Source organism: Fluviicoccus keumensis, from assembly GCF_004217445.1.
Taxonomy (GTDB): domain Bacteria; phylum Pseudomonadota; class Gammaproteobacteria; order Pseudomonadales; family Moraxellaceae; genus Fluviicoccus; species Fluviicoccus keumensis.
In genome coordinates this window covers 285,530-311,015 of sequence record NZ_SHKX01000010.1, presented here as the reverse complement: position 1 = coordinate 311,015, position 25,486 = coordinate 285,530, and the positions used below count along the sequence as shown (strand labels likewise).

Sequence of the window (25,486 nt, the reverse complement as noted above, 5' to 3'; positions counted from 1 at the left end):
TTCCTGCCCGTGAGTGATGCGCCATGCTGACCATCGTTCAGGAAGCCCTCACCTTTGATGATGTGCTTCTCCTGCCCGCCTACTCCGAAGTCCTGCCCAAGGACGTCTGTCTGAAAACCCGTCTGACGCGCGGCATCCAACTGAACATCCCGCTGGTGTCCGCCGCCATGGATACCGTCACGGAAGCGGGCATGGCCATCGCCATTGCGCAGGAAGGCGGCATCGGCATCCTGCACAAGAACATGGACATCGCCGCCCAGGCCGCCCAGGTGCGCCGCGTTAAGAAGTACGAGGCGGGCATGGTCAAGGATCCGATCACCGTCGGTCCTGAAACCACCATCCATGCTTTGCTGGCGCTGACGCAGGCCCACAAGATTTCCGGAGTTCCCGTCGTCCAGGGCGACAATCTGGTCGGCATCGTCACCAGCCGTGACCTGCGTTTCGAAACCCGTCTGGACCAGCCGGTCTCGGCGATCATGACGCCCAAGGACAAGCTGGTGACGGTCAAGGAGGGCGAGTCCCCCGAAACCATCAAGGCGCTGCTGCACCAGCACCGCATCGAAAAGGTGCTGGTCATTGATGACGCCTTCAAGCTGAAGGGCCTGATTACCGTCAACGATTTCCGCAAGGCCGAAATGTACCCCAATGCCTGCAAGGACGAGCAGGGCCGCCTGCGCGTCGGCGCGGCGGTCGGCACCGGCGCGGACACCGCGCAGCGGGCCGAGGCGCTGATTGAAGCCGGGGTGGATGTGATCGTGGTGGATACCGCGCACGGCCATTCCAAGGGCGTGATCGATCGCGTGGCCTGGATCAAGAAGAACTACCCGAACATGCAGGTGATTGGCGGCAACATCGCCACCGGCGAGGCCGCACTGGCGCTGCTGGACGCCGGAGCGGACGCGGTCAAGGTCGGTATCGGCCCCGGCTCCATCTGCACCACCCGTATTGTTGCCGGGATCGGCGTGCCGCAGATCGGTGCGGTCGATGCCGTCGCCCGCGCGCTGAATGACCAGATTCCCCTGATCGCCGACGGCGGCATCCGCTTCTCCGGCGATATTGCCAAGGCCATCGCCGCCGGGGCCAGCGTCATCATGGTCGGTTCGCTGCTGGCCGGCACCGAAGAAGCGCCGGGTGAGGTCGAGCTGTTCCAGGGCCGTTACTACAAGGCCTATCGCGGCATGGGTTCTCTGGGCGCCATGTCCGGCCTGACTGGTTCCAGCGACCGTTACTTCCAGGACGCCTCTGCCGGGGTCGAAAAGCTGGTGCCGGAAGGCATCGAAGGCCGCGTGCCCTACAAGGGCCCGATGAGCGGCATCATCCACCAGCTGATGGGCGGCCTGCGTTCCTCGATGGGCTATACCGGCTCCGCCACCATCCAGGACATGCGCACCAAGCCGAAGTTCGTGAAGATCACCTCCGCCGGCATGAAGGAATCGCATGTCCACGACGTGACCATCACCAAGGAAGCGCCAAACTACCGCGTTGGTTGATACAACCCGTTGCTGGCGATGCAGGGGCAATTCACAAATTGCCCCTGCGTCTTTTCATCCGGCCCCGTTTGCACCATGACTCCGTTTCCGCAGGTTTAGCTATGCAACTCGATATTCATTCCCACCGTATCCTGATCCTGGATTTCGGCTCGCAATACACCCAGCTGATCGCCCGCCGCGTGCGCGAACTGGGCGTGTTCTGCGAATTGCGCGCCTATGACGCCACCGAAGAGGAAATCCGCGCCTTCAATCCGAAGGGCATCATCCTCTCCGGCGGCCCGGAATCGGTGACGGAAGCCGGTTCGCCGCGCGCCCCCGAAGTCGTGTTCAACCTCGGGCTGCCGGTGCTGGGCATCTGCTACGGCATGCAGACCATGGCCGAACAGCTGGGCGGCAAGGTTGGCACCTCCGACCTGCGCGAATTCGGCTATGCTGAAGTGAAGATCGAGCAGGAAGACGCCTTCTTCGCCAACATTCACGACCGCGCCGGGTATTTGGACGTGTGGATGAGCCACGGCGACAAGGTGGTGAAGCTGCCGGAAGGGTTTGGCGTGACCGCCAGCACGCCCAGCTGCCCGATCGCGGCGATGGGCTGCGACGCCAAGCGTTTCTACGGCATCCAGTTCCACCCGGAAGTGACGCATACCCTGCAGGGCGAGGCGCTGCTGCGTCGTTTCGTGCGCGAAATCTGCGCCTGCGACGACCTGTGGACCCCGGCCCGCATCATCGAGGACAGCATCCAGCGTGTGCGCGAGCTGGTGGGCGATGACGAAGTGCTGCTGGGCCTCTCCGGCGGTGTGGACTCTTCCGTGGTGGCGGCGCTGCTGCACCGCGCCATCGGCGACAAGCTGACCTGCGTCTTCGTCGACAACGGCCTGCTGCGCAAGAACGAAGGCGACATGGTCATGGACATGTTCGCCAAGAACATGGGCGTCAAGGTGATTCGCGCCGATGCCGAAGCCCAGTTCCTGGGGCAGCTCGCCGGGGTCAGCGATCCGGAAGCCAAGCGCAAGATCATCGGTCGTGTCTTCATTGACGTCTTCGCCGAACAGGCGCGGCAGCTGAACGGCGTGAAATGGCTGGCGCAAGGCACCATTTACCCGGACGTGATCGAGTCCGCCGGCAGCAAGACCGGCAAGGCGCACAACATCAAGTCGCACCACAATGTCGGCGGCCTGCCGGACGACATCCAGTTCAAGCTGGTGGAGCCGCTGCGGGAATTGTTCAAGGATGAAGTGCGCAAGATCGGCCTGGAGCTGGGCCTGCCGTACGATATGGTCTATCGCCACCCGTTCCCCGGCCCAGGGCTGGGCGTGCGCATCCTGGGTGAAGTGAAGAAGGAGTACGCTGACGTGCTGCGGGAAGCGGACGCCATTTTCCTGGAAGAGCTGCACAAGGCCGGGTGGTATCACCGCACCAGCCAGTCCTTTGCTGTCTTCGTGCCGGTGAAGTCGGTCGGTGTGGTCGGCGACGGTCGCCGATATGCCTGGGTGATCGCGCTGCGCGCCGTGGAAACCATCGACTTCATGACCGCGCGCTGGGCGCATCTGCCTTATGAACTGATCGAGAAGGTGTCCAACCGCATCATCAACGAGATCGCCGATGTGTCGCGGGTGGTGTACGACGTGTCGTCGAAGCCGCCGGCCACCATCGAGTGGGAATAAGCGAAGCGCAAAAGGGCCGGTGATCCGGCCCTTTTGCATGGAGCGGCGCTGCGGCAGAATAGCGCCATCTTTCTGGAGCCATGATTGACGCCATGAGCAGCGCCGACCGAATCGCCAATGCCGAAGCCGCCTTGCTGGAGCTGATGATGTTCTTCATCCGCCACAGTTTGCCGGGCTGGCCAGCCAAGTTGTCCACCATTCTGGAGTTGTTGCGGGCACAGCAAATTCATGAGGCTCTGGACGAGTGGTCGCGATTTCCGCTGATGGGCGAATACGGCCTGATGCAAGTCGAAGTGACCTATGAATACGGCTATCGCGCCGAGGATTATGACGCCGAACAGGCGCATTTCCGCCGTCTGCTGGACCAGTATCTGCTGACCATGAACAACCTGCGCCTGTACCTGCGCTCCGGCGTGACGCGGCCGCTGGTGGAGATTTACCTTGATCGTTGAAGGCGTGGCGGAGAAACCGGTATTTACCGAAGCCGATGAGGCCTTCATGCGGCGCGCCTTGGCATTGGCGGCCCAAGGGGCGGTGCTGGGAGAAGTGCCGGTGGGCGCGGTGCTGGTATCGGTGGACGGAGAGATCCTGGGGGAGGGCTACAACCAGCCGATCCTGGCGCATGATCCCACCGCGCATGCCGAGGTGGTGGCGATTCGCGCTGCTGCGGCGCAAGTGCAGAATTACCGTCTGGAAGACACGACCCTGTATGTGACCCTGGAACCCTGCACCATGTGCGTGGGGGCGCTGGTGCATGCGCGGATCGGACGAGTGGTGTTTGCGGCGGCGGAGCCGAAGGCGGGGTCGTTGGTCAGCGCCCGGCGGCTGCTGGAGAGCGGTTATTACAACCACGTGTTCCGGTTTGAGGGAGGGCTGTTGGCGGGGGAGGCCGGACAGATGCTGTCCGGCTTTTTCAGGGCGCGCCGCGAGGCGGCGCGCCAGCGGGCTGAGCCCTAGTTTTGCAGGGCAGTGCGGATGGCGGTGATTCCCGCCTCATTGAAGTAAAGGTTCTCATAGGAGAGCCCGGCGGGGAAAGCGGAAACATACACCACTTCGTTGTTGTAGACGGTCCAGGTCAAGGGGATATCTGACGACAGGATGCCGGCCGGCAGGGTGGCCTGCAGAAACTCTTTACCACTGTCAGTGAATCGACGCCAGGTGCCGCTCGGCAGAGGCTGTACGTGGTTCAAGCTGCCGTCGGCATTCAGGTAGACCTGTGCAGCCAGAACGTCTCCTCCGGTTGTGAATTGGCAGTTTATGACGGAGTTCAGTACGCTTTGACCGTCAATCACCTTGGTTTTGAATCGGATAGTAGTGAATCGATTGCCCACGGCCGGATTGAAATAATCCAGAAGTTCGTTCAGCGAGGTGAAATTGCCGCCTCCATCCGATTGCAACTTGGAGGGAGCATACGTTTCGAAGGTGTCATTGAACGGGTCGATATCGCTAAGGAAGTAGTCGCGTTCATGGTTGATACTCAGGTAGCGGCTTGCTTCCGCCCCATCCGGGAAGGTGGCGTCGGCCGGGATCGCCTGCAACATGGCATCGGCTACAGTGTAGCCATTAATCAAGGAGGTACTGCGCAGGTATGCCCGAATATTCAGCCCTTTCAGGCTGGATGTACGTGCGAGGTCGCCATCGAGTTGGCTGACCGAGAAAGACGGAGGAGTGGCGGATGGGAACTGCCAGTCGCCATTCGTCAGTCGCAGGGTGTTGTACCGAGGGAGAGCTACATTGAGAGCGCTTCCATCGGCCAGGCTCCAAAGAGCGTTCGTTACTGTCTGATTTACAGTACCCGCATTGATGGCGGATGTTACAGAGCGGATGAACACACTGTTGGCCGGGTAGTCGGTCGGACACGGCGACGGGATCAATCCGCCCGCAGGATAGCTATGGCAATCGGTCGGGAAAACATCGTTGATGACATAGCGTGGTGCTGCGGATGCCATGAAGTCCTGACCCGAAACAGCCGCCGCCACCGGTTGATGAGCAAACTTGACGAGCAAGCGGGCGGTCTCCATGGCATTCATGCGCGTGGTCGTGTCCAGATATTTTTCACTGACGCTTGCCGCCGAGAAGTCAGCATCCAGAGCCTCACGCAGGAAATCCGAACCGCTCAGACGGACACCCAGCGCAGGCAGGATGTCAGCCTCCATATCTGCGGTATAGTCAGGCATCGAGCGCACATACTTTGTGAAGAAGGCCATCTCCCGCGCCAGTCCGCGACCGATGCGGTGCATCCGCTGTTTGCCGGCATCCGTCAACTCGCCGTTCAGATAATTCCCCAACAATGAGGCAGACGGGATATTCAACAGGTTGCCCAGCATATCCTGCGCCTGAGCTACCGTCATTTCCGGATGCTGCCGCATCGTCCCCGCCAGCAGCGTGCTGAACGGGCTGATGAAAGCGTGCTTACCGACAGGTGCAGTCAGAACATACGCCATGTCCACTGTCGTCCCGGGCGAGTCGGAGTCAATGACGCCGGTATGCACTTCCACCAAAACCCGATGGCTGGACGTATCCGCATTGCTCAGGCCGCTTAGGGTATATGCCCCCTGGCTGTCGGTCATGGTGCGGGGCTCGCCCGTGTCACAACGGAGGTTGTCGTTGCGGTCAAGGCAGACAAACGCGCCGTTCAGGTAACCGTCGGCGGCAATGCCGCTCAGGGAAATCGTGCCGGAATCCGAATTGCCACCTCCGCCTCCACCTCCGCCACAGGCGGTGAGCAGGAGAGATGACAACAGGGTAAGTCCTAAGGGAAGATGGCGTGGCATTGGGCAGTCCATGTCAGTTGTGTGGTTTTGGCGCATTCTAGCAACGTTTCCGCTCTCATATAAGCGCGTTCCATCGAATGCCGGGCATGAAAAAGCCCTCGCGGGGAGGGCTGTTCCTATCCAGGCTGTCGTCCCGGAGTCAGTAGATCACCCGGAAAGTCTTGCCGCTGCTGGCGAACCAGCCGTCGTTGGGCGTGGTCATCAGCAGGGCGTCGTAGTAGCGGCGGACCTCCTGTACATAGACCAGCGCCTGTCCGGCGCGCGGCAACTTGCGCAGATGACGGCTGACATCCAGCCATTGGTCCGGATTGTCCCCGGCAGCCTCCGCCAGCTGGCGCGCCTTCAGGACGTGACCCAGCCCCATGTTGTAGGCGGCGAGGGTCATCCAGGTCCGGTCCGGTTCGCGCACCGTGTCGGGAATCCGCTTGTCGATCAGCTGGTAGTAATCCGCGCCGGCGCGAATACTTTCCTTGGGATTGCCGCGATTGGCCACGCCCATATCGCTGGCGGTGGCGCGGGTCAGCATCATCAGGCCTTCCACCCCGGTCGGCGAGATGGCCTTGGCGTCCCATTTCGACTCCTGATAGCCGATGGCCGCCAGCAAGCGCCAGTCCATGGCATGGCGTTCGGCCTCCTTCTGGAAAGCTTTTTTATACAGCGGGAGGCGGCCTTGCAGATCGTTCTGGAAATTCTTCACGCCCAGCGTATTAAAGGTTTCACCCTGACCGTAGAAACTGGCCAGCCGCTTCAGGGTGCCGTCCGCACGAACCTGATCGAGGAAGGCGTTAGCGAATTTCAACAGTTTGTCATCGCGGCGGTGCAGGCTCCACGCCAGCTGCACTTCACGCACCGGAGCGGCGGCCTTCAATTGTGGAAAGGCGGCGCGCCGGGCCTCGAAGTCGGTCTGGTTGACCACGGCGTAATCGGCATCGCCATCGTTCACTTGCGCCAGCAAGGCCTCCGGTGTCGCGTTGCGCACCTGGATGATATCGGCGGCCGGGGTTCCGGCCTGCAGGGCGGCGGCTTCGGCGCTGTTGCGGCTGACGGCAATGCGGGCGGAGTCCGGCTGGGCGGTTTCGGCATCACTGCGCCGCACCAGTTGCTGGCTGGCGACCAGATAGGGGTGGCTGGCCTGCAGTTTCACAAGACGGGGGTCATCGCTGGGCAGACCGGTAATGCCAATGTCGGCTTCGCCGCGTTGCACCATGCGGATCACGGATTCGGCGTCGGGAGCGGTCTGGATAATCAGTTGCACGCCCAGATCATCGGCGAATTCGCGCAAGAGTTCGTACTGGAAGCCACGGGCGGCATCGCCCTGCGGCAGGAATGTAGTGGGGCCGGCGACTCCGACGACATGGAGTTCACCGCTAAAGCTGACGGCGTCCAGGGAATTCTGCATCGGATGCAGGCGGTAGGACGACCACACAACAAAAACAATGGCTAGAAAGCGCCAGAAATTACGGGAAAACGAGTCAATCGCAACCGTGGCTGGCAAGGCCGATTTGCCTGACATTACAACACCTCGCAGAGTTTCGTTTATCAACTGCCGCCGGATGGCTGCAGCCGTTTTAGCGTTGTCTTTAGAGAGTGTTTCCTCCTGCTTTGTGTAAAAAATATGCATTCGGGGCCGAATTTACCCGCAAAGCTCTCGCACTGTCCACAAAAACCGACCAATGGGCGTCGGCTTGTCGGACAATTCTGGCGTCAATCCGGCGCTCAGGCTTGAGAAATGCAGCCTTGTTTTTGTGAATGTCCGACAGATTTTGTTCGAAAATTGTGCGGATTGCTGGCGTGAGGTTTGCGGTGTGAGTCGCTGCCGGAGCGTGGCTTTCTACCGGTTGTCCTTGGGTTCCGGTCGGGATTCCCGCCAAGACGGCCTGAAAATCAGGTATCATTATGCCCCTGTTTTTTCAGTGTCCCCAGCGAGTGCATCATGCAGGTATTCAGCGGTTCCAAAGCGTTATCGGCCTTCAAGACCCGTCGGTTGTTGGCAGAACTGAAGGCGCTGGCGCCTTCCGTGCAGGGGCTGACCGCCCGGTTTGCCCATCTGGCGCAGCTGAATGCCGAACTGACCGAGGCGGAAACCGCGCGCTTGCAGGAACTGCTGCATTACGGCGAGGATTTTCTGGCCGAAGGCTTCAGCGATGCCGAATATGATGCCGTATTCGTGGTGGCCCCCCGTGTCGGCACCATTTCGCCGTGGTCGTCGAAGGCGACCGACATCGCCCGCAATTGCGACCTGTTCAAGGTTGACCGGCTGGAGCGCGTGACCGCCTACTGGCTGCAGGTGTCCGCCGAACTGACCGCCGATGAGCGCGCCCTGATCGCCGCCAAGTTGCATGACCGCATGACGCAGAGCGTGTTTGAAAGTGTGGAAGAAGCGGAAGTGCTGTTCGATACCCACACGCCGCAACCCCTGCAGTCGATTGACATCCTCGGCGGCGGCCGCGAGGCGCTGGAAGCCGCCAACCGCGAGTTCGGTTTTGCGCTGTCGCCGGACGAGATCGACTACCTGGTCGACAGCTTCCGCCAGCTGGGCCGCAACCCGCATGATGTGGAACTGATGATGTTCGCGCAGGCCAACTCCGAGCATTGCCGCCACAAGATCTTCAACGCCGAATGGACGGTGGACGGGCAGCCGGCGGAAAAGTCGCTGTTCGGCATGATCAAGAACACCTTCAGCTGCTCGCCGGACAACATCCTGTCCGCTTATAAGGACAACGCTTCGGTCATTACCGGCGCGGTGGCCGACCGTTTCTTCCCGGATCCGCAAACGCACACCTACGGTTACTCGAACGAGCCGGTGCACATCCTGATGAAGGTGGAAACCCACAACCACCCGACCGCCATTTCGCCCTTCGCGGGTGCGGCCACCGGCGCGGGCGGGGAAATCCGCGATGAAGGCGCGACCGGTCGCGGCGGCAAGCCGAAGGCGGGCATGACCGGCTTTACCGTTTCCAACCTGAACATCCCGGACTTCGTGCAGCCGTGGGAAGCGCCGTACGGCAAGCCCAACCGCATCGTCACGCCGCTGGAAATCATGATCGACGGCCCGCTGGGCGGCGCAGCCTTCAACAATGAATTCGGCCGTCCCAACCTGACCGGCTATTTCCGCACCTTCGAGCTGGAAGTGAACGGCGTCAACGGCCGGGAAGTGCGCGGCTACCACAAGCCGATCATGATCGCGGGCGGCTTGGGCAACATCCGCGACGGTCATGTGCAGAAGAACAGCATCCGTCCCGGCGACAAGCTGATCGTGCTGGGCGGCCCGGCGCTGCTGATCGGTCTGGGCGGCGGCGCGGCCTCGTCGATGGCCAGCGGCGCCAGCGCCGAGAACCTCGATTTTGCCTCGGTGCAGCGCGACAACCCGGAAATGGAGCGCCGCGTGCAGGAAGTGCTGGATGTGTGCTGGGCGATGGGCGACCACAATCCGATCGTCTCCGTCCATGATGTCGGTGCGGGCGGCCTGTCGAACGCGATGCCGGAGCTGGTGCACGAGCACGACTTGGGCGCGACGCTGGAGCTGCGCAACATCCCGAACCTGGAGCCGGGCATGAGCCCGCGCGAAATCTGGTGCAACGAGGCGCAGGAGCGTTATGTCCTCGCCGTGCATCCGAAGCGGCTGGCGGAATTCGAGGCCATCTGCGAGCGCGAGCGCTGCCTGTTCGCGGTGCTGGGCGAAGCCACCGAAGTGCGTCATCTGGAAGTGAAGGACAGCCACTTCGGCAACAGCCCGGTGGACATGCCGATGCAGGTGCTGCTGGGCAAGACGCCGCGCATGTCGCGCGCTTTTGACAGCCGCGAAGTGCCGCAAGACGGTTTCGATACTTCCGCCATTGAGCTGGCCGATGCCGCCGAGCGTGTGCTGAAGCTGCCGACCGTGGCTTCCAAGTCCTTCCTGATCACCATCGGCGACCGTTCCGTGACCGGTCTGGTGGCGCGCGAGCAGATGGTCGGTCCGTGGCAGGTGCCGGTGGCCGACTGTGCCGTCACCGCCAGCGGATTCCACAGCGTGACCGGCGAAGCGATGGCGATGGGCGAGCGCACGCCGGTGGCGCTGATTGACGCTGCCGCTTCCGCGCGCATGGCGGTGGGCGAGGCGATCACCAACATCGCCGCTTCCCGCATCGCCAAACTGGGCGACATCAAGCTGTCCGCGAACTGGATGGCCGCCGCCGGTTATGGCATTGAAGACCAGAACCTGTTCAACGCCGTCAAGGCGGTGGGCATGGAGCTGTGCCCGGCGCTGGATATCGCCATTCCCGTCGGCAAGGACTCGCTGTCGATGCGCACCGTCTGGAAGGACGGCGACACCGACAAGGCCGTGACCTCGCCGCTGTCGCTGATCGTGTCCTCCTTCGCGCCGGTGCTGGATATCCGCCGCACGCTGACCCCGGAACTGAAGGCCGATGCCGAGACCGCACTGCTGCTGATCGACCTCGGTCAGGGCCGCAACCGTCTGGGTGGCTCGGCGCTGGCGCAGGTCTTCGGCCAGATCGGCAATGTCGCCCCGGATCTGGACAGCGCGGAACTGTTGAAGGATTTCTTCGCCGTCATCCAGTTCCTCAACGCCGACGGCAAGCTGCTGGCTTACCACGACCGCAGCGACGGCGGCCTGCTGGCGACGCTGGCGGAAATGAGCTTCGCCAGCCGTCAGGGCCTGGATATCGACCTGACTCCCTTGGCCAAGACGGCCGCCGATGTGCCCGGTGCGCTTTTCAACGAAGAGCTGGGCGCGGTGATCCAGGTGCGTAACGCCGATGTCGCCGCGGTGAAGGAGGCCTTTGCCGCCACCTCGCTGGCCGCCGCCGTGCATGAGATCGGTCGTCTCAACCTCAGCGCCGAACTGAACTTCAGCTATGAAGGCCTGCGCCTGCTGCACGGCAACCGCGTGCAGTGGCAGCAATGGTGGGCGGAGACCAGTTTCCGCATCCAGTCGCTGCGCGACAATGCCGACTGCGCCGCCGAGGAATTCGCGCTGATCGCCGACGGTTCGCACCAGGGTCTGATCGCCCGTCTCAGCTACAACGTCGATGAGAATGTGGCCGCACCGTTCATCGCCAAGGGCGTGCGTCCGCGTGTCGCCATCCTGCGCGAGCAGGGCGTCAACGGCCATGTCGAGATGGCAGCCGCCTTTGACAAGGCCGGTTTCACCAGTGTCGATGTGCACATGAGCGACCTGTTGTCCGGCCGCGTCAGCCTGAAGGATTTCATCGGACTGGTCGCCTGCGGCGGCTTCTCCTACGGCGACGTGCTGGGCGCGGGCGGCGGCTGGGCGAAGTCGGTGCTGTTCCATAACCGTGTGCGCGATGAGTTCGCCGCCTTCTTCGCCCGCCCGGAAACCTTCAGCCTGGGCGTCTGCAACGGTTGCCAGATGATGTCGCAGTTGAAGGACCTGATTCCCGGCGCGGAACTCTGGCCGCGCTTCGTGCGCAACAACAGCGAAGTGTTCGAGGCGCGGACGGCGCTGGTGCGCATTGAGGCCTCGCCGTCGATTTTCCTGGCGGGCATGACGGATTCGGTGATGCCGATTGCCGTGGCCCACGGTGAAGGCCGCGTGCTGACCGAGGATGCGCAGGCGCTGAGCGACAGCGGCCTGGTGGCGATGCGCTGGGCGGACAGCAGCGGTTGCGCCACCCAGACCTACCCGCTGAACCCGAACGGTTCGCCGCACGCCATGACCGGCGTCACCAGCCGCGACGGCCGCGCCACCATCATGATGCCGCACCCGGAACGGGTGTTCCGCGCCGTGCAGCAGTCGTGGAAGCCGGAGGACTGGACCGAGGATGCCGCGTGGATGCGCATGTTCAGGAATGCGCGGGTGTTCGCGGGGTAAAACCGGCAACAGGGGAAAAGGGCGCTTCGGCGCCTTTTTTCTTGACCGTTTCATTTGCCTTTCCGCCCTGACAATCGTCACGATTGCCCCACCGGAAGCATGCCGCTACATTACAGGGAAACCGTAACCGGGATTACCATGTACAAGATCACCTTTTATGTGCCCGTCACCCACGTCGAGCCGGTCAAGCAGGCGCTGTTCGCCGCCGGGGCGGGCCGCATCGGCGACTATGACAGTTGCAGCTGGCAGGTGCTGGGGGTCGGGCAGTTCCGGCCGCTGGCGGGGGCCGACCCCTTCATCGGCAAGGTGGGCGAGGTGGAATCCGTGGCGGAATACCGGGTGGAAATGGTCTGCGCAGATGAGCGCCTGCAACCGGCCGTGGCCGCGCTGCGCAAGGCGCATCCTTACGAGGAGCCGGCCTACGATGTGATCCGGCTGGAAGCGATTTAGCGGCATAATCGCGACGCGCTGCTATCCTGTTGATATTGCTTTACTTGCAACCCAAAAAAACTAACAATCGGCTCTTCGAATCCGGGCCGGCAGGAAACCATCATGTCCGAACGCACCGATGGCGCCATACTTCTCCGTTTTGTCTACCAAGCCATGCGCAATGCCGGTTTGCCGGCGGAAACCGTATTGATGAAGGCCGGTATCGGCCTGAACCAGGTGGAGGCGCGGGCGCGCACCCCGTCGGCGGCGCAGAATGCCTTCTGGCAGGCCGTGGCGTCGGTGTCCGAGGACCCGGATATCGGCCTGCACCTCGGCGAGCATTTGCCCCTGTATCGCGGTCAGGTGCTGGAATACCTGTTCCTCAGCAGCTCCAGTTTCGGCGGCGGCCTGCGCCGCGTCATGGCTTACCAGCGTTTGATCAGCGATCTGCTGCAAGCCAGGCTGGTTCATAACGACGACGAATGCTATTTCGTGAACCTGGTCGCCGGATTCGCCCTGCGTCATACCGTAGAATGCCTCATGGTCGGCGTGTTGCGTTTCTTCCGCTTTGTCTCGGAAGGGCAGTTCCAGCCGGTGATGATCGAGTTCACCCATGAAACCGGTGCGACTCCGGAAGAATACGAACGGGTTTATGGTTGTCCCGTCATCCTCGGCGCCAGCGAGATCCGGCTGCACTTCAAGCCGGAGGTGCTTAGCTACCCGATCTGGCAGGCCGAGCCCGAACTGCTGCGTTTCCACGAGCAGCTGGCGCATGAAAAACTGCAGGAACTGGCGCGCTTTGATCTGGTAGCCGAAGTCCGCCGCGCGGTGGGCGAGACGCTGGAAAGCGGCACCACCAGCCTGGAAACAGTGGCGACGCGCCTTGGCATTCCGCCGCGGCGGCTGCGCACACAGTTGACCGATGCGGGCACCAGTTTCAATCAGGTGCTGGCCGATTATCGCTGCCGGTTGGCCAAACGGCTGCTGGCGCATACCGGAGAAAGCATCGAGCAGATCGTTTATCTGACCGGTTTCTCCGAGCCCAGCACCTTTTACCGGGCGTTCAAGCGCTGGACCGGCCTGACGCCCATTGAATATCGCAAGAAAAAACAGGCCTGAGTCCGACAGACTCCCCGGAGGCCGCTCAGGAAGAGACTTACCCCGAATAAGGATGGAACATGGCGCGCTACAAAACCTTTGAATTCCGCAGTCGCGGTGTTCGTCTCAATGCCCGAAAGTGGTGGCCAGACAAGGGCTACCCGCGCTCGGTCGTGGTCTGCGTCCACAGCTGGGGCGATCATTCCGGCCGATTTACCGAGCTGGCCGAGCAGCTGACCCTTCACGGCTATGCCGTCTACGCCTTTGATTTTGAAGGGCACGGCGAATCCGAGGGCGATCGCGCCCGGATCCACGACTTTGACGACATGGTGGCTGATCTGACCATCTTTGTCGGGGTTGTGCATAACGAACTGCGCAGCGTCCCCTTGTTCCTGTGCGCCTATGCCATCGGCGGCATGGTAGCGGTGGATTACCTGACGACGCGGCATGATGTCGACGGCGCGATTTTCGCGGCCTGCGCGCTGGCGGAAGGTAAAGCGGTGCCGCCGTTGAAGCGGCTGTTCGCCTGGGTGGTGGGCGGTCTGCTGCCGTGGTTGCCGGTGGCGCGCATTACCTTCGGCCACCAGATGTCGCGCGATCCCGTGCAGGTGCGCGCCTGGGAAGAAGATCCGTTGATCTGGCATGGCAAGATGACGGCCGGGGCGGCCAAGCAAATGATGGTGGGCTTGCAGAAGATCAGCAAGAAGCTGGAACTGGTGGATTTGCCGTTACTGGTGCTGCACGGCTCCGCCGACCCGTTGGTTGACCCGGTCAGCGGCATGGCGCTGGAGAAACGTTCCCCGTCCATCGACAAGCGGCTGATCAATTATGACGGCGCGTATCATGACCTGTTTCATGACAGTCATCGCGAACAGGTGTTTGCCGATGTCCGCGCCTGGCTGGACGGCCACGCGGCCAAGGGTTGGTAGCCGCGTGAAAGCGCTTGTTCTGCTGCTGATGTCAGGTCTGCTCCCTGGCGTGGCAGCGGCTGATTTTTACCAATGTCGTCAGGCCAACGGCGCAATGGCTTTTCAGGATCGTCCCTGCACCGGCAGCGCCCGACCGCTGAAGTCGCGGGTGGATGCCCGTCGCTCCGCCGCCAAACCGGCGGTCCCCGTACCGGTTGCGGTCGCTCCAGCGGTAACGACCACACCGCCGCAACGGGCGGCAATTGCCGAAGGAATGGCCTTGCTGGCCCCGGTCAAGGTGCAGTTGGTTGAGTATTACCAGAGTCAAGGCCGGTTCCCGGCCTCCAATGCCGCGCTCGGACTTCCGCCCGCCAACCAGTACGTTCGCCGTGCGGTCATTGGCCTTGAAGTGCGGCCGAAGGGAGTGTTGCTGGTGCGGTTTAACGGCCAGTCTGGCGTGGAAGGGGGAGAAGTGCGGTTGCAGGCGGATGTGTCGAAGCCGCACATGGGACTGGGGTGGGAGTGCACGACGCCCAGTTTTCGCGATATTGCGGAGTGGGCGGGCAGCTGCCGCTATACCGGAAACTAGCCGCGAGGACGGGCCGGAGGGACAGCCTCCGGCCCGTAAGCCTTACTTCAGCTCCGCCGAGGTCTTGTTCAGCAAACGCCGGGCAATGATCAGCAACTGGATCTGCTGCGTGCCTTCGAAGATGTCGAGGATCTTCGAGTCGCGCGCCCACTTCTCCAGCAGTTCATCTTCCAGATAGCCCACCGCCCCGCACAATTCCACGCACTTCAGCGTCAGTTCGTTGCCGACACGACCGGCCTTCGCCTTCGCCATCGAGGCTTCCTTTGAGTTGGGGATCTTGTTGTCCGCCATCCACGCCGCCTTCAGCGTCAGCAGCTTCGCCGCCTCCCATTCGGCTTCCAGCCGGTTCAGCGTTGCTTCGGCGTGACTGGCGGTGAGCATCGGCTTGCTGTAGTTGGGGGAGAGGTGATCCTTCAGCAGTTCGCGGGTGCGATCCAGCGAGGCGCGCGCCACGCCCAGCGCCATCGCGGCCACCAGCGGACGGGTGTTGTCAAAGGTCTGCATCACGCCCGCAAAGCCCTTCTGCACATCCACTTCCGGCGAACCCAGCAGGTTGGCGGCGGGGACGCGGCAGTCGGTGAAGGTGATGGCGGCGGTATCGGACGCCTTGATGCCCAGTTTCTTCTCTAGGCGCGTCACCTGCATGCCCGGTGTGCCGTGCTTGACCACGAAGGACTTGATGGCGGCGCGGCCGATGTTCTTGTCCAGCGTCGCCCACACCACCACGCTGTCGGCGCGCGCGCCGGAGGTGACGTAGATCTTCTCGCCGTTGAGGATGTAGTCATCCCCGTCCTTGGTGGCGGTGGTGCGGATGGCGGCGGAGTCGGAGCCGCAGCCCGGCTCGGTGATCGCCATCGCCGCCCAGGTGCCCTTGAAGCGCTCCAGTTGCTCCTCGTTGGCGACAGCGGCAATGGCGGCGTTGCCCAGGCCCTGGCGCGGCATGGCCAGCAGCAGGCCGCAGTCGCCCCAGCACATTTCAATCACGCCCAGCACAGTGGACAGGTTCGCGCCGTTCTTGATTTCGCCGGTGTTGTCCTTTGCGCCGCCACCGGTGGCGCTGGTGGCCCCGGCGCTGCCCGGCGCGCCTTCGTTCATGCCGTCCAGCAGCGAGGCCAGCATGTCCAGTTCCTTGGGATAGGTGTGTTCGGCCTTGTCATACTTGCGCGACACCGGACGCAGAACGTTCAGCGCGACCTGATGGGCCTGTTCCACCAGCATGTTGAATTTCTTCGGACTTTCGAGATACATGGTCAATTCCCCCAATCAGATGTGCAGGCCGCTGTGCATGACGCCCAGCAGACGCAGGTCGCGGTACCAGCGTTCCACCGGATGCTCCTTGGTGAAGCCGTGACCGCCCAGCAATTGCACGCTGTCAGTGCCGATCTTCATCGCCTTTTCGGCGCACAGGGCGCGCGCCAGATAGGCTTCGCGGTGGAAGGGCTTGCCCTGTTCGGCCAGCGCGCAGGCGCGCCAGGTCATCAGGCGCATGGCTTCGGTTTCGATGCCGATGTCGGCCACCATGAAGGCGACGGCCTGGCGGTGGCTGATCGGTTCGCCAAAGGCGACGCGGTCGTTGCAGTAGTCGATGACATAGTCCAGCGCCGCCTGAGCCGTGCCGACGGCCAGGGAGCACCAGGCCAGCGAGCCCAGATCCAGGAAGGCCTGGTAGTCGAAGCTGTCGGCCGGAATGCGGTTGGCGGCGGCCACCTGCACGTTTTCCAGCTTGAGGTTGTGGGTGGTGGCGGCCTTCAGGCCCATGCCTTGCAGGGCGCGCAGGCTGAGGCCGGGCGTGCCGCCCTCGACGATGAACAGGCCCACGCCGCTGCCGGTATCGGCGGCGACCAGGAACAGCTCGGCGTCGGCGGCGTTGAGCACGATCGCCTTTTCACCGTTCAGCACATAGCCGTTGCCGTTGCTGCGGGCGGTGGTGGACAGTTTCATCGGGTCGAACAGCGGCGCGGCTTCGGTCACGGCCAGCGCGGCTTCGGGCGGGTTTTCCCCGGCAAAGGCGGGCAGGTAGCGTTGCTGCTGGTCGGCGCTGCCCCAGCGGGTCAGGGCGTTGGCGACGCTGACGGCGCTGAACAGCGAGGCGGCAATGGAGAAATCGCCATAGCCGAGGTCTTCCAGCGCCAGCATCTGCGTGGTGACGGTCTGTTCACCGGCCATGCCGCCCATCGCTTCGGGCACGGCGTAGAACACCAGGCCCAGGTCCTTGGCCTGCGCCTTCAGTTCGGCGGGCACGGCGCCGGCGGCGTCGGCATCATGGGCGGCGGGGCGGATTACTTCGCGGGCGAAGGCGGAGAGGCTGTCGCGCACCATTTGCTGTTCGTCGGAGAGCGACAGGTCAAAGACGCCGCGCTCGGCGGTGGAGGCCAGGCGCACGGCCTTGCCGCCGCCGCTCTTGCCGCCGCCGAACTGGCGGGCGGCGGCGGTCATGATCTGGAAGCCGGTCTTGCTGCCCTTGTAGAGGAATTTTTCCATCGGCTTGCGCAGGCCGAATTTATCGGGCCAGTCGCTGCTGGCGATCTGGGTGAGGATGGCCAGGCCGAAGCCCTGGGCCTGTCCGGCAAAGCTTTGTGCCATTGCGGATTCTCCGTGGTTATTTGGAACGACCCGCTGATCCTGACAGAGCGGCGGCCGGTGCGTCATTTACTTTGCTGACTTCATTTTCGGGAGGGAAAGTCAATCTTGAACCCCCGCAACCGCTCCTCTAAGCTGCCCGCACCCACTTGAAAAGGGAACATCATGCGCGTCCTGGTTCTGGGCGGTTACGGCTTTTTCGGCTCCCGCATCGTCACCCTGCTGTCCCGAGAGTCCGGGCTGGATGTCCTGGTCGCCGGACGCCGCCAGTCCGAGGCGGCCGCTTTGGTTGAGAGGCTGGCCCCGACGGCGGCCAGCCTGACGCCGCTTGTGCTGGACGTATCCGCTCCCGATTTTCCGCAACGGCTGCGCGAGCTGTCTCCGCAGGTGGTCATCCATACCTGCGGGCCGTTCCAGGGTCAGGATTACCGTGTCGCCGAAGCCTGTCTGGAGGCGGGTTGTGATTACATCGACCTGGCCGACGGTCGGGACTTCGTCACCGGCATTACGGCGCTGGACGAACGGGCGAGGGCGAGTGGCGTCCGGATCATCAGCGGCGCCAGTTCGGTGCCCGGCTTGTCCGGTGCGGTGGTGGATGCCCTGGCTCCGGCATTCAGCCGTCTGGACGGCATCGACATCGCCATTTCGCCCGGCAACAAGACTGACCGCGGGCTGGCGACGGTGCGCGCCATTCTTTCCTACGGCGGCGAGGCCATTCCCGGCTGGCGCGACGGTCAATCCATCCGCGTGACCGGTTGGGGCAGCATGCAGCGTCACCGCTTCGGGTCGCCGGTCGGCCACCGCTGGGTCTCGGACTGCGATGTTCCGGACATCTCACTGTTGCCCGCCCGTTACCCCACCCTCCGTCAGGTACGCTTCCGCGCCGGGCTGGAACTGGGCTTCCTGCATCTGGGCATGGTGTTGATGGCCTGCCTGCGCCGCCTGCGGCTGCTGCCCAACCTGTCCCGGTTGGCGGTTCCCCTGAAACGGATCAGCGAATGGTTCCTGCCTTTCGGCAGCGACCGGGGGGCCATGAGCGTCGAGATGCGCGGGCTGGACCATCAGGGCGAGCCCTGCCGCCGTTACTGGGAACTGTCAGCCCTGAACGGTGACGGCCCTTACGTGCCGACTCTGTGCAGCGTGGCGCTGGTGCGGCGGCGGCAGCACGGCAAGCCGCTGGAGCCGGGGGCTTACGCCGCGCCGGGCGGACTCGGGCTGGCGGATATCCTGCCGGTCAGCGAGGGGCTGGCCATTCGCACCACCTTGCAGGGAGAGGCCCCATGAATCCGTCGATTTACCGTCAGTTGCTGGGCGCGGATTACCAGCGCCTGCCGCCGGAGCAGGCCCGCTTTCATGCCCTGAACGGCCGTCATCATTTCCAGGGGGAGGCCGATATCACCTGTGGCCGTCATCCTTTGGCGCGGCTGGTGGCGCTGGTGATGGGGCTGCCGCGCCGCGATGCCCGCGTTACGCTGGAGTTCGACCTGAATGTGGAAAACGGCGTCGAAACCTGGGAGCGGCATTTCGGACCCCAGAAGATGACCTCGGTGCTGCGCGCCCGCAACGGCCTGCTGGTGGAGCGGCTGGGGGCGATGGTGCTGCATTCACGGCTGTACGTGGAAGGCGATTGCCTGCGCATGCGTGTGTTGCGGGCGCGCCTGTTCGGCCTGTTGCCGTTCCCGCTGTGGATGATGCCCGCCGTGCAGGCGGATGAAACCGGCGGCGACGGGCAAGTCCGGTTCACCATCCGCGTGGCCTGGGCGTGGCTGGGCTTGCTGGTCGCCTATCAGGGCTTCCTACGGGTGGCGGTTGACGACAACCCCGTGGCGTGCGACGAATAACGCCGTCCGCGCCGCCTCTGGAGTAACCCGATGCTCGACCCCGAAATTGCCGCCATCCTGCCGCTGATCCACGCCAAGAAAACCCCGTGGTCGGAATTCCCGATTCTGGCCCTGCGGCGCGGACTGGCGCGCAGCCTGAAGGCGCTGGATGTCGAGCCGGTCGATTTACTCGAAGTCCGCGACCTGACGATCCCCGGCGAACACGGCGCGATTCCGGCGCGGTTGTACCGTCCGGATACCACCCGGGAGTTGCCGGTACTGATTTGCCTGCATGGCGGCGGCTGGGTGACGCTGGACGTGGACAGCTTCGACGGCTTTTGCCGTTTGCTGGCGAGGGAAGGGCAGTGCAACGTGCTGTCGGTGGAATATCGGTTGGCCCCGGAGCACAAGTTTCCCGCCGCGATTGAGGATGCCCTGACGGTGCTGGACTGGGCGAAGGCGAACCGGAGCGAAACGGGCGGTGACGGCCGGGTCGGCATCGGCGGCGACAGCGCGGGCGGCAATCTGGCCAGCGTGGTGTCGATGCTGACGCGGACTGAGCCGGCGCGTGTGCCTGACCTGCAATTGCTGATCTACCCGGCCGTGGACCTGTCCGAGCAGCGCGAGTCCTACCACGCTTTCGCCAGCGGGCATGTGCTGGAGCGGCAGGCCATGGAATTCTTCATCGGCCACTACCTCAATCATCCCGACGAGAAATACGACCTGCGGGTGTCACCGTTGTTGCAGCCGGATTTGTCCGGCCTGCCGCCCGCGCTGATCTTCACCGCCGGTTTCGACCCGCTGCGCGATGAAGGCGCGCACTTCGCCGAACGTTTGCAGGCCGCCGGTATTCCTGTGCATTACCGCTGTTTCGACACGCTGGTGCACGGTTTCCTGCAAATGGGCAAGCTGGGCGGACCGCGTTTGGCGTTGCAGGTGATCGCCGATGCCGTGGCGCAGGCGTGGAACAAAAAATAACCGATTCTTTGTCGTCAATTCGGTAGCAATCGCGGGAAAGAGGCGCATAATGTACAAGTGTGCACTAATTTCCCGGGAGCCCGGACATGACACAGCTTTCCCTGTTCCGACGCATTGAAGAGCTTGGCAACACCCTGAGCCACGGCGTCGGCCTGCTGGCGGCCATCGCCGCCACGCCGATCCTGATCATCGCCGCCGCGCGCATGGGCACCACGGCCAATATCGTCGGCGCCAGCATCTTCGCCGCGACGATGATCCTGATGTACTTCACGTCCACCTTCTACCATGCGCTGCCGCACGGCGACAAAAAGCGCCTGTTCAAGAAGCTGGACCATTCCGCCATTTACCTGCTGATTGCGGGCACCTACACGCCTTTCACGCTGGGCGTGCTGAAAGGGGCGACCGGCTGGACCATCTTCGGGGTGATCTGGGCGCTGGCGACCATCGGCGTGGTGCTGAAGCTGTTTGAAAAGCTGAAGAATCCGATGCTGTCCACCGGCCTGTATCTGGCGATGGGTTGGTTGATCGTCTTCGCTGCCGGGCCCTTGATGGCGAAGATGCCGGTGAACGGCCTGCTGTGGCTGGCGGGCGGCGGTCTGGCCTATACGCTGGGCGTGATTTTCTATGTGCTGGATCACCGGCTGAAGCACAGCCATGCCATCTGGCACGGCTTCGTGCTGGCGGGAACGACCTGCCACTTCTTTGCGGTGCTGGGTTACGCCGGGTAGCCGTCCGGCGGGCGGCGGCGCATTCGCGATCCTGAAATGGTACGATGCGCCCCCGATACTTTCCGTTACCCGCCCGGAACCCGTTCATGTCGCAATCCGCCCCTCCCGGCAACAGCGCCCGCCGCGTCCTGTTCGCCAGCCTGATCGGCACCACCATCGAGTTCTTCGATTTCTACATCTACGCCACGGCGGCGGTGCTGGTGTTTCCGCACCTGTTCTTTCCGGCATCCGATCCGGCATCGGCGACCTTGCAATCGCTGGCTACCTTTGCCATCGCCTTCTTTGCCCGTCCGGTCGGCTCTGCTTTCTTCGGGCACATGGGCGACCGCATCGGCCGCAAGGCGACGCTCATCGCTTCTTTGCTGACGATGGGCGTTTCCACGGTGATGATCGGCCTGCTGCCCGGCTATGACAGCATCGGCGTGCTGGCCCCGGCCTTGCTGGCGCTGTTCCGTTTCGGCCAGGGTTTCGGATTGGGCGGCGAGTGGGGCGGGGCGGTGCTGCTGGCCACCGAGAATGCGCCGCCGGGCCGTCGCGCCTGGTACGGCATGTTTCCGCAATTGGGCGCGCCGCTGGGTTTCGTCTGTTCCACCGGTATTTTTCTGATCCTGACGGAAGTGCTCAGCAACGAGCAGTTCCTGGAATTCGGCTGGCGCATTCCCTTTATCGCCAGCAGCGTGCTGGTGCTGATGGGCCTGTATGTCCGCCTGAAGCTGACCGAAACGCCGGTCTTCCGCAAGGCGCTGGAAGCCGAGGAGCGGGTGCGCCTGCCGATTGCCGATGTCTTCCGCAAGCATGGCGGCCGCCTGTTGCTGGGCACCTTCATTGCCGTGCCGTCCTTTGCCATGTTCTACCTGATGACGGTGTTCACCCTGTCGTGGGGCACGACGCATCTGGGCTATACCCGTGCGGAATTCCTGCAGTTCCAGCTGATCGGCGTGGTGTTCTTCGCGCTGACCATTCCCTTGTCCGCCGTGCTGGCGGACCGGCACGGCCGCCGCCTGACGCTGGCGCTGGTCAGTGTGGTCATCATGCTTTTTGGTGCGGCGCTGGGTCCGCTGCTGGGCTCGGGAACCCCGCTGGGTGTGATCGCCTGCTTGTCGCTGGGGCTGGGGCTGATGGGGCTGACCTACGGGCCGGTGGGCACGGTTCTTTCGGAACTGTTCCCGACGGCGGTGCGTTATACCGGGTCGTCGCTGGCCTTCAATCTGGCGGGCATTCTGGGGGCGTCGGTGGCGCCGTATCTGGCGACCTGGCTGGCCACGAATTACGGGCTGGCGTCCGTGGGCGGTTATCTGGCGATGGCCGCTTTGCTGTCGCTGTTGGCGTTGTCGTTGACTGCCGAGACCCGGGAGCGTGACCTTAACGGTTAAGGATGCGGGGTCAGGCTCCCAGAATCCGCTTCAGCGCGGCCAACAGCTCCGCATTGCTGGTGCGTGATTTGGTCAGGATGGCGGTGACCCGCGCCGCCGCCTCCGGCGGGGCGTCCTGGCCGGAGAACACCACCGTGGCGGTTTCGCGGGCGTCAATGTTGTCCAGCAAGTCCAGCCCGCAGCCGTCGGGCAGGTTGATATCAATCAGGATCAGGTCAAAGCGCCGCTGCGCCAGCCAGCGGCGTGCCTCCGCCAGATTGCGGGCGGGGGTGTAGTCGGCAAAGCCTTCCACCAGCGCCTGGGTAATCTGGCGGATATCCTGTTCATCCTCCAGATGCAGGATCTGCGGGCGCCGCACCTTGGCCATGGCCCGTTGCAACGCCTCCCGGAACCGGGGGAATTCCAGAGGTTTCTGCAGCCAGCCGGTCACGTTGTCCAGGTCGGCGGGCATGTTCGGAGCATGACCGCTGATATGTCCCGACACCACGATGACCGGCAGGCTGCGCAGGGCGCTGTCGTCACGCAACTCGCGGGCCAGTTCCAGCCCGCCAATATCCGGCAACGTCAGATCCAGCAGGATCGCCCGGTAGCCTCTCCCGGCCAGCAATTCACGCGCCTGGCCTCCGGTATGCACGATATCGCAGGCGAAGCCTTCGGCATCCAGCAACTCCGCCATGACCTCGGCCAGATCGGCGTTATCTTCGCAAATCAGCATGCGCGGCCGCAGCACTTCCGGGGTGATGAGCGGCTGGTCGTCCTTCAGGGCCGGAATGTCGAAATAGAACTCCGTTCCCGAGCCTTCTTCGGTGTGATACCCGATGATCCCGTCATGACGGTCGATGATCGCCTTGGTGATGCTGAGACCCAGCCCGGTGCCGCCGCGCGCCCGCGAGTCGGAGCCGTCGGCCTGGGCAAAGCGCTGGAACAGCCGCGGGCGGAAAGCGGCGGGAATACCCGGGCCGTGGTCGCGGACACTGACGCGGTAACCCTTCCCGACAGGCCGGATGCTGACATCGACGGTCCCGCCGGCCGGAGAGTATTTGACCGCGTTGGACAGCAGGTTGGAAAAAACCTGCAACAGCCGGTTTTCGTCGCCCAGGATGAAGGCGGTTTCCGGCACTTCGATCAGGCGCAGGGTCACTGCGTGCTGTTCGGCATAGCTTTCGTTACCGGCCAGCGCCTGCCGCGCCACCACCACCAGATCCCGGTTCGCCATCGAGAAGGCGAGGATGCCGGATTCAATCTTTTCCAGATCCAGGATGTCATTGATCAGGAACGCCAGGCGCTCACTGTTGCGGTTGGCGGTTTCCAGTAGAATCCGGGTCTTCTCCGGCAAATTTTCCGAGGCCTTGCCCAGTACCAGGCCAAGGGCGCCGCGGATGGAGGTCAGCGGCGTCCGCAGTTCATGGCTGACGGTGGAAACGAATTCGTTTTTCATGCGGTCGAGGCGCTTGCGCTCGGTGATATCGATGCCAATGCCCAGATAGCCGATGATCCTGTTTTCAGCGTCCCGCTGTGCGGTGACGGTAACCAGTACCGGAACCCGGCTGCCATCTTTGCGGATATAGGTCCACTCGTTTTCGTCCGGCTGTTCCTGAAAGTGGGTTTTGATGACAAAGGCCTCAAAGCCCGGCGCTACAGGGCGTTTCAGCTCAACGGAAAGTTGCTTGGCGCGGGAGGCTGCTTCTTCAGCGTCATGGAAGGCTTCCGGCGTATGCGTTCCGATCATTTCGGCGGCTTGATAACCCAGCAGGTGTTCGGCACCCTTATTGAAGCTGCGTATGATGCCGTTGAGCTCCGTACTGATAATGCTGCAACCCGCATAATCCAGAATGGATTGATTTTCGCGATTGGCCTGGTCGATGGTCTGTTGCTGTTCGCGGATATGCCGTTCATGACGCTTGCGCAGCGAGATGTCGCGGCCGATTGCCAGAAAGCCGCTCAGCCGGTCCTTGTGATCAAAGAGCGGGGTGACGGCCAGTTGCACCGATAGCCGGCTGCCGTCCTTGCGGATGTAAGTCCATTCATTCTCGTCCGGTTGGCCGGTGCGGGCAATGGTGGTCAAAGCGGCAATGCCGGGAGTAATCACACTGCCGCGTTCGCGGCTCAGATCGACTGCCTTTGCGGCCAGTTCGGCGGGGTCATGGAAAGCGGTCAGGGATACGTTGCCGATGATCTCTTCGGCGCGATACCCCAGTTGTTTCAGCGCTCCGGCGTTACAGGTGAGGATGGTGCCGCTGGGATCGGTGGAAATGATGGTCAGGTCGGCGCTGTTCAGGATCGCTTCCTGCCAATCGCTGACTTGTTGTACCTGATAGCGGGCCGCCTCGGCTTTCTGCAGGGTAAAGGCGGCCAGCCAGACCAGCAGCACAAAAATGAAGATAGTGATGGTGGCGAACATGGCCACCGCGAACGACGCCGGCAGCAGATTGCTTCTGACGCCCATATTCAGGAAAAAGCCCAGCAGGGCGGGGGTGAACGTGACCATCGGCAGCATGATGCGCGCCATATGGCCGCCCGCGTCCTCCAGCGTCAGCAATTGCATCGGCGGATGCCGCGGCAGCGCGCAGAGCAGGGCGACACCCATGATCAGGCAGAGCAACGCCGTATGCAGGGCCAGGCTGGTATAGGCCGTAATGGTGTACAGGGCGCTGACGTCATACAGATAGCCCAGGACGGCGATGGAGCCCAAGGCGACCGATGTGCTCGCGCAGATCACCACGCTATTGCGCGCGGTGCGCCCTGAGCTCGTCAACAGGATCAGGCCCAGCCCCAACGCGGCCTGGCAAAGTGCGGTTACCGGCGCCATCCGACCCGGAAAGCTCCGGGTATTGTCGTTATTGAGGTCCTTGAACAACAACTCGTCAATAAGGAAGTCGACGTGCAGCAGATACTCCCCCAGGGTCAGCAGGGCGATCGCCAGTAACGGCAGGGTACAGATGAGGGATACTTTGTGCCATTTTGGCCCCTGGTGGTACAGGCTGAGGGAGGTTCCGGCCAGGATAAAGCCGATGGCGGTATTCGCCTTCATTTCCACGAAGCCGGGCAACATGCTTTTCAGGATGGGGATACCGAAGATCCAGCCGCCCAGCACCAGCAGTCCGGCGATGGCCGATCCCAGGGAGGCCCAACGGGATACCGCGATCAGGCGTTGTTCGTAGCGGTTTATCGTGCCCATCTGTGATATCCGTTTCGGCCGCAAAGGGTGGTCAGGGGGTA

General features: G+C 63.0%; 19 protein-coding genes. 14 read left to right on the top strand and 5 right to left on the bottom strand.

The features are described 5' to 3' along the window. Positions 1–23: 23 nt before the first annotated feature. The 4 genes from guaB (at position 24) to tadA (ending at position 4,111) form a co-directional block, all read left to right on the top strand. A complete protein-coding gene (gene guaB, locus EV700_RS02445) occupies positions 24–1,490 on the top strand; it encodes an IMP dehydrogenase (protein ID WP_130410765.1) in 1,467 nt (488 codons plus the stop codon). A gap of 101 nt (positions 1,491–1,591) precedes the next feature. Then, positions 1,592–3,154 (top strand): glutamine-hydrolyzing GMP synthase, encoded by a 1,563-nt coding sequence (gene guaA / locus EV700_RS02440; protein WP_130410764.1) that lies wholly within the window; start codon positions 1,592–1,594, stop codon positions 3,152–3,154. A gap of 92 nt (positions 3,155–3,246) precedes the next feature. Further along, on the top strand, positions 3,247–3,606 hold the full coding sequence (locus EV700_RS02435) for a hypothetical protein (protein WP_130410763.1): 360 nt from the start codon (positions 3,247–3,249) through the stop codon (positions 3,604–3,606). Continuing rightward, positions 3,596–4,111, top strand: a complete 516-nt coding sequence (gene tadA / locus EV700_RS02430) for a tRNA adenosine(34) deaminase TadA (RefSeq protein WP_278044867.1) — start codon at positions 3,596–3,598, stop codon at positions 4,109–4,111. Before EV700_RS02435 ends, tadA begins: the two co-directional genes overlap by 11 nt. On the opposite strand, the gene EV700_RS02425 is transcribed toward tadA, so the two are convergent. Both EV700_RS02425 and mltF read right to left on the bottom strand, forming a co-directional pair. Beyond that, a complete protein-coding gene (locus tag EV700_RS02425; protein WP_130410762.1) occupies positions 4,108–5,895 on the bottom strand; it encodes a hypothetical protein in 1,788 nt (595 codons plus the stop codon). The genes tadA and EV700_RS02425 overlap by 4 nt on opposite strands. A gap of 172 nt (positions 5,896–6,067) precedes the next feature. Beyond that, a complete protein-coding gene (gene mltF / locus EV700_RS02420; protein ID WP_165391300.1) occupies positions 6,068–7,441 on the bottom strand; it encodes a membrane-bound lytic murein transglycosylase MltF in 1,374 nt (457 codons plus the stop codon). Positions 7,442–7,861: 420 nt separating this feature from the next. On the opposite strand from mltF, the gene purL reads away from it, so the two are divergent. The 5 genes from purL to EV700_RS02395 all read left to right on the top strand — a co-directional run bounded on the left by purL (position 7,862) and on the right by EV700_RS02395 (position 14,788). Beyond that, positions 7,862–11,764 (top strand): phosphoribosylformylglycinamidine synthase, encoded by a 3,903-nt coding sequence (purL, locus tag EV700_RS02415; protein WP_130410760.1) that lies wholly within the window; start codon positions 7,862–7,864, stop codon positions 11,762–11,764. Between the two features lie 138 nt (positions 11,765–11,902). Next, complete coding sequence (locus EV700_RS02410) at positions 11,903–12,214, top strand: YqfO family protein (protein ID WP_130410759.1); 312 nt, start codon at positions 11,903–11,905, stop codon at positions 12,212–12,214. Between the two features lie 102 nt (positions 12,215–12,316). Then, positions 12,317–13,312: an AraC family transcriptional regulator gene (locus tag EV700_RS02405; RefSeq protein ID WP_130410758.1), complete on the top strand. Its 996-nt coding sequence runs from the start codon at positions 12,317–12,319 to the stop codon at positions 13,310–13,312. Positions 13,313–13,371: 59 nt separating this feature from the next. After that, entirely contained in the window at positions 13,372–14,220 is an 849-nt protein-coding gene (locus EV700_RS02400; protein WP_130410757.1) for an alpha/beta hydrolase, read from the top strand. Between the two features lie 4 nt (positions 14,221–14,224). Then, positions 14,225–14,788, top strand: a complete 564-nt coding sequence (locus EV700_RS02395; RefSeq protein WP_165391299.1) for a pilin — start codon at positions 14,225–14,227, stop codon at positions 14,786–14,788. A gap of 42 nt (positions 14,789–14,830) precedes the next feature. Here the strand turns inward: EV700_RS02395 and EV700_RS02390 are convergent, their stop codons facing one another. Together EV700_RS02390 and EV700_RS02385 are read right to left on the bottom strand one after the other, a co-directional pair. Continuing rightward, positions 14,831–16,036 carry an acyl-CoA dehydrogenase family protein gene (locus tag EV700_RS02390; protein ID WP_130410755.1) on the bottom strand — a complete coding sequence of 402 codons (1,206 nt, stop codon included), beginning with the start codon at positions 16,034–16,036 and terminating at the stop codon, positions 14,831–14,833. A gap of 15 nt (positions 16,037–16,051) precedes the next feature. After that, complete coding sequence (locus EV700_RS02385; RefSeq protein ID WP_130410754.1) at positions 16,052–17,371, bottom strand: acyl-CoA dehydrogenase family protein; 1,320 nt, start codon at positions 17,369–17,371, stop codon at positions 16,052–16,054. A 162-nt stretch (positions 17,372–17,533) separates the two neighbouring features. Here EV700_RS02385 and EV700_RS02380 point away from each other — a divergent pair, with 162 nt between their 5' ends. The 5 genes from EV700_RS02380 (at position 17,534) to EV700_RS02360 (ending at position 22,267) form a co-directional block, all read left to right on the top strand. Continuing rightward, a complete protein-coding gene (locus EV700_RS02380; protein ID WP_130410753.1) occupies positions 17,534–18,652 on the top strand; it encodes a saccharopine dehydrogenase family protein in 1,119 nt (372 codons plus the stop codon). After that, positions 18,649–19,209 (top strand): DUF4166 domain-containing protein, encoded by a 561-nt coding sequence (locus EV700_RS02375; RefSeq protein ID WP_130410752.1) that lies wholly within the window; start codon positions 18,649–18,651, stop codon positions 19,207–19,209. Before EV700_RS02380 ends, EV700_RS02375 begins: the two co-directional genes overlap by 4 nt. Positions 19,210–19,239: 30 nt before the next feature. Beyond that, positions 19,240–20,166: an alpha/beta hydrolase gene (locus EV700_RS02370; protein ID WP_130410751.1), complete on the top strand. Its 927-nt coding sequence runs from the start codon at positions 19,240–19,242 to the stop codon at positions 20,164–20,166. An 86-nt stretch (positions 20,167–20,252) separates the two neighbouring features. Further along, a complete protein-coding gene (trhA, locus tag EV700_RS02365) occupies positions 20,253–20,894 on the top strand; it encodes a PAQR family membrane homeostasis protein TrhA (RefSeq protein ID WP_130410750.1) in 642 nt (213 codons plus the stop codon). A gap of 86 nt (positions 20,895–20,980) precedes the next feature. Continuing rightward, a complete protein-coding gene (locus EV700_RS02360) occupies positions 20,981–22,267 on the top strand; it encodes an MFS transporter (protein WP_130410749.1) in 1,287 nt (428 codons plus the stop codon). A gap of 10 nt (positions 22,268–22,277) precedes the next feature. Here the strand turns inward: EV700_RS02360 and EV700_RS02355 are convergent, their stop codons facing one another. After that, positions 22,278–25,445, bottom strand: coding sequence for a PAS domain S-box protein (locus EV700_RS02355; protein WP_130410748.1), 3,168 nt, complete (start codon positions 25,443–25,445; stop codon positions 22,278–22,280). Positions 25,446–25,486 lie beyond the last annotated feature (41 nt).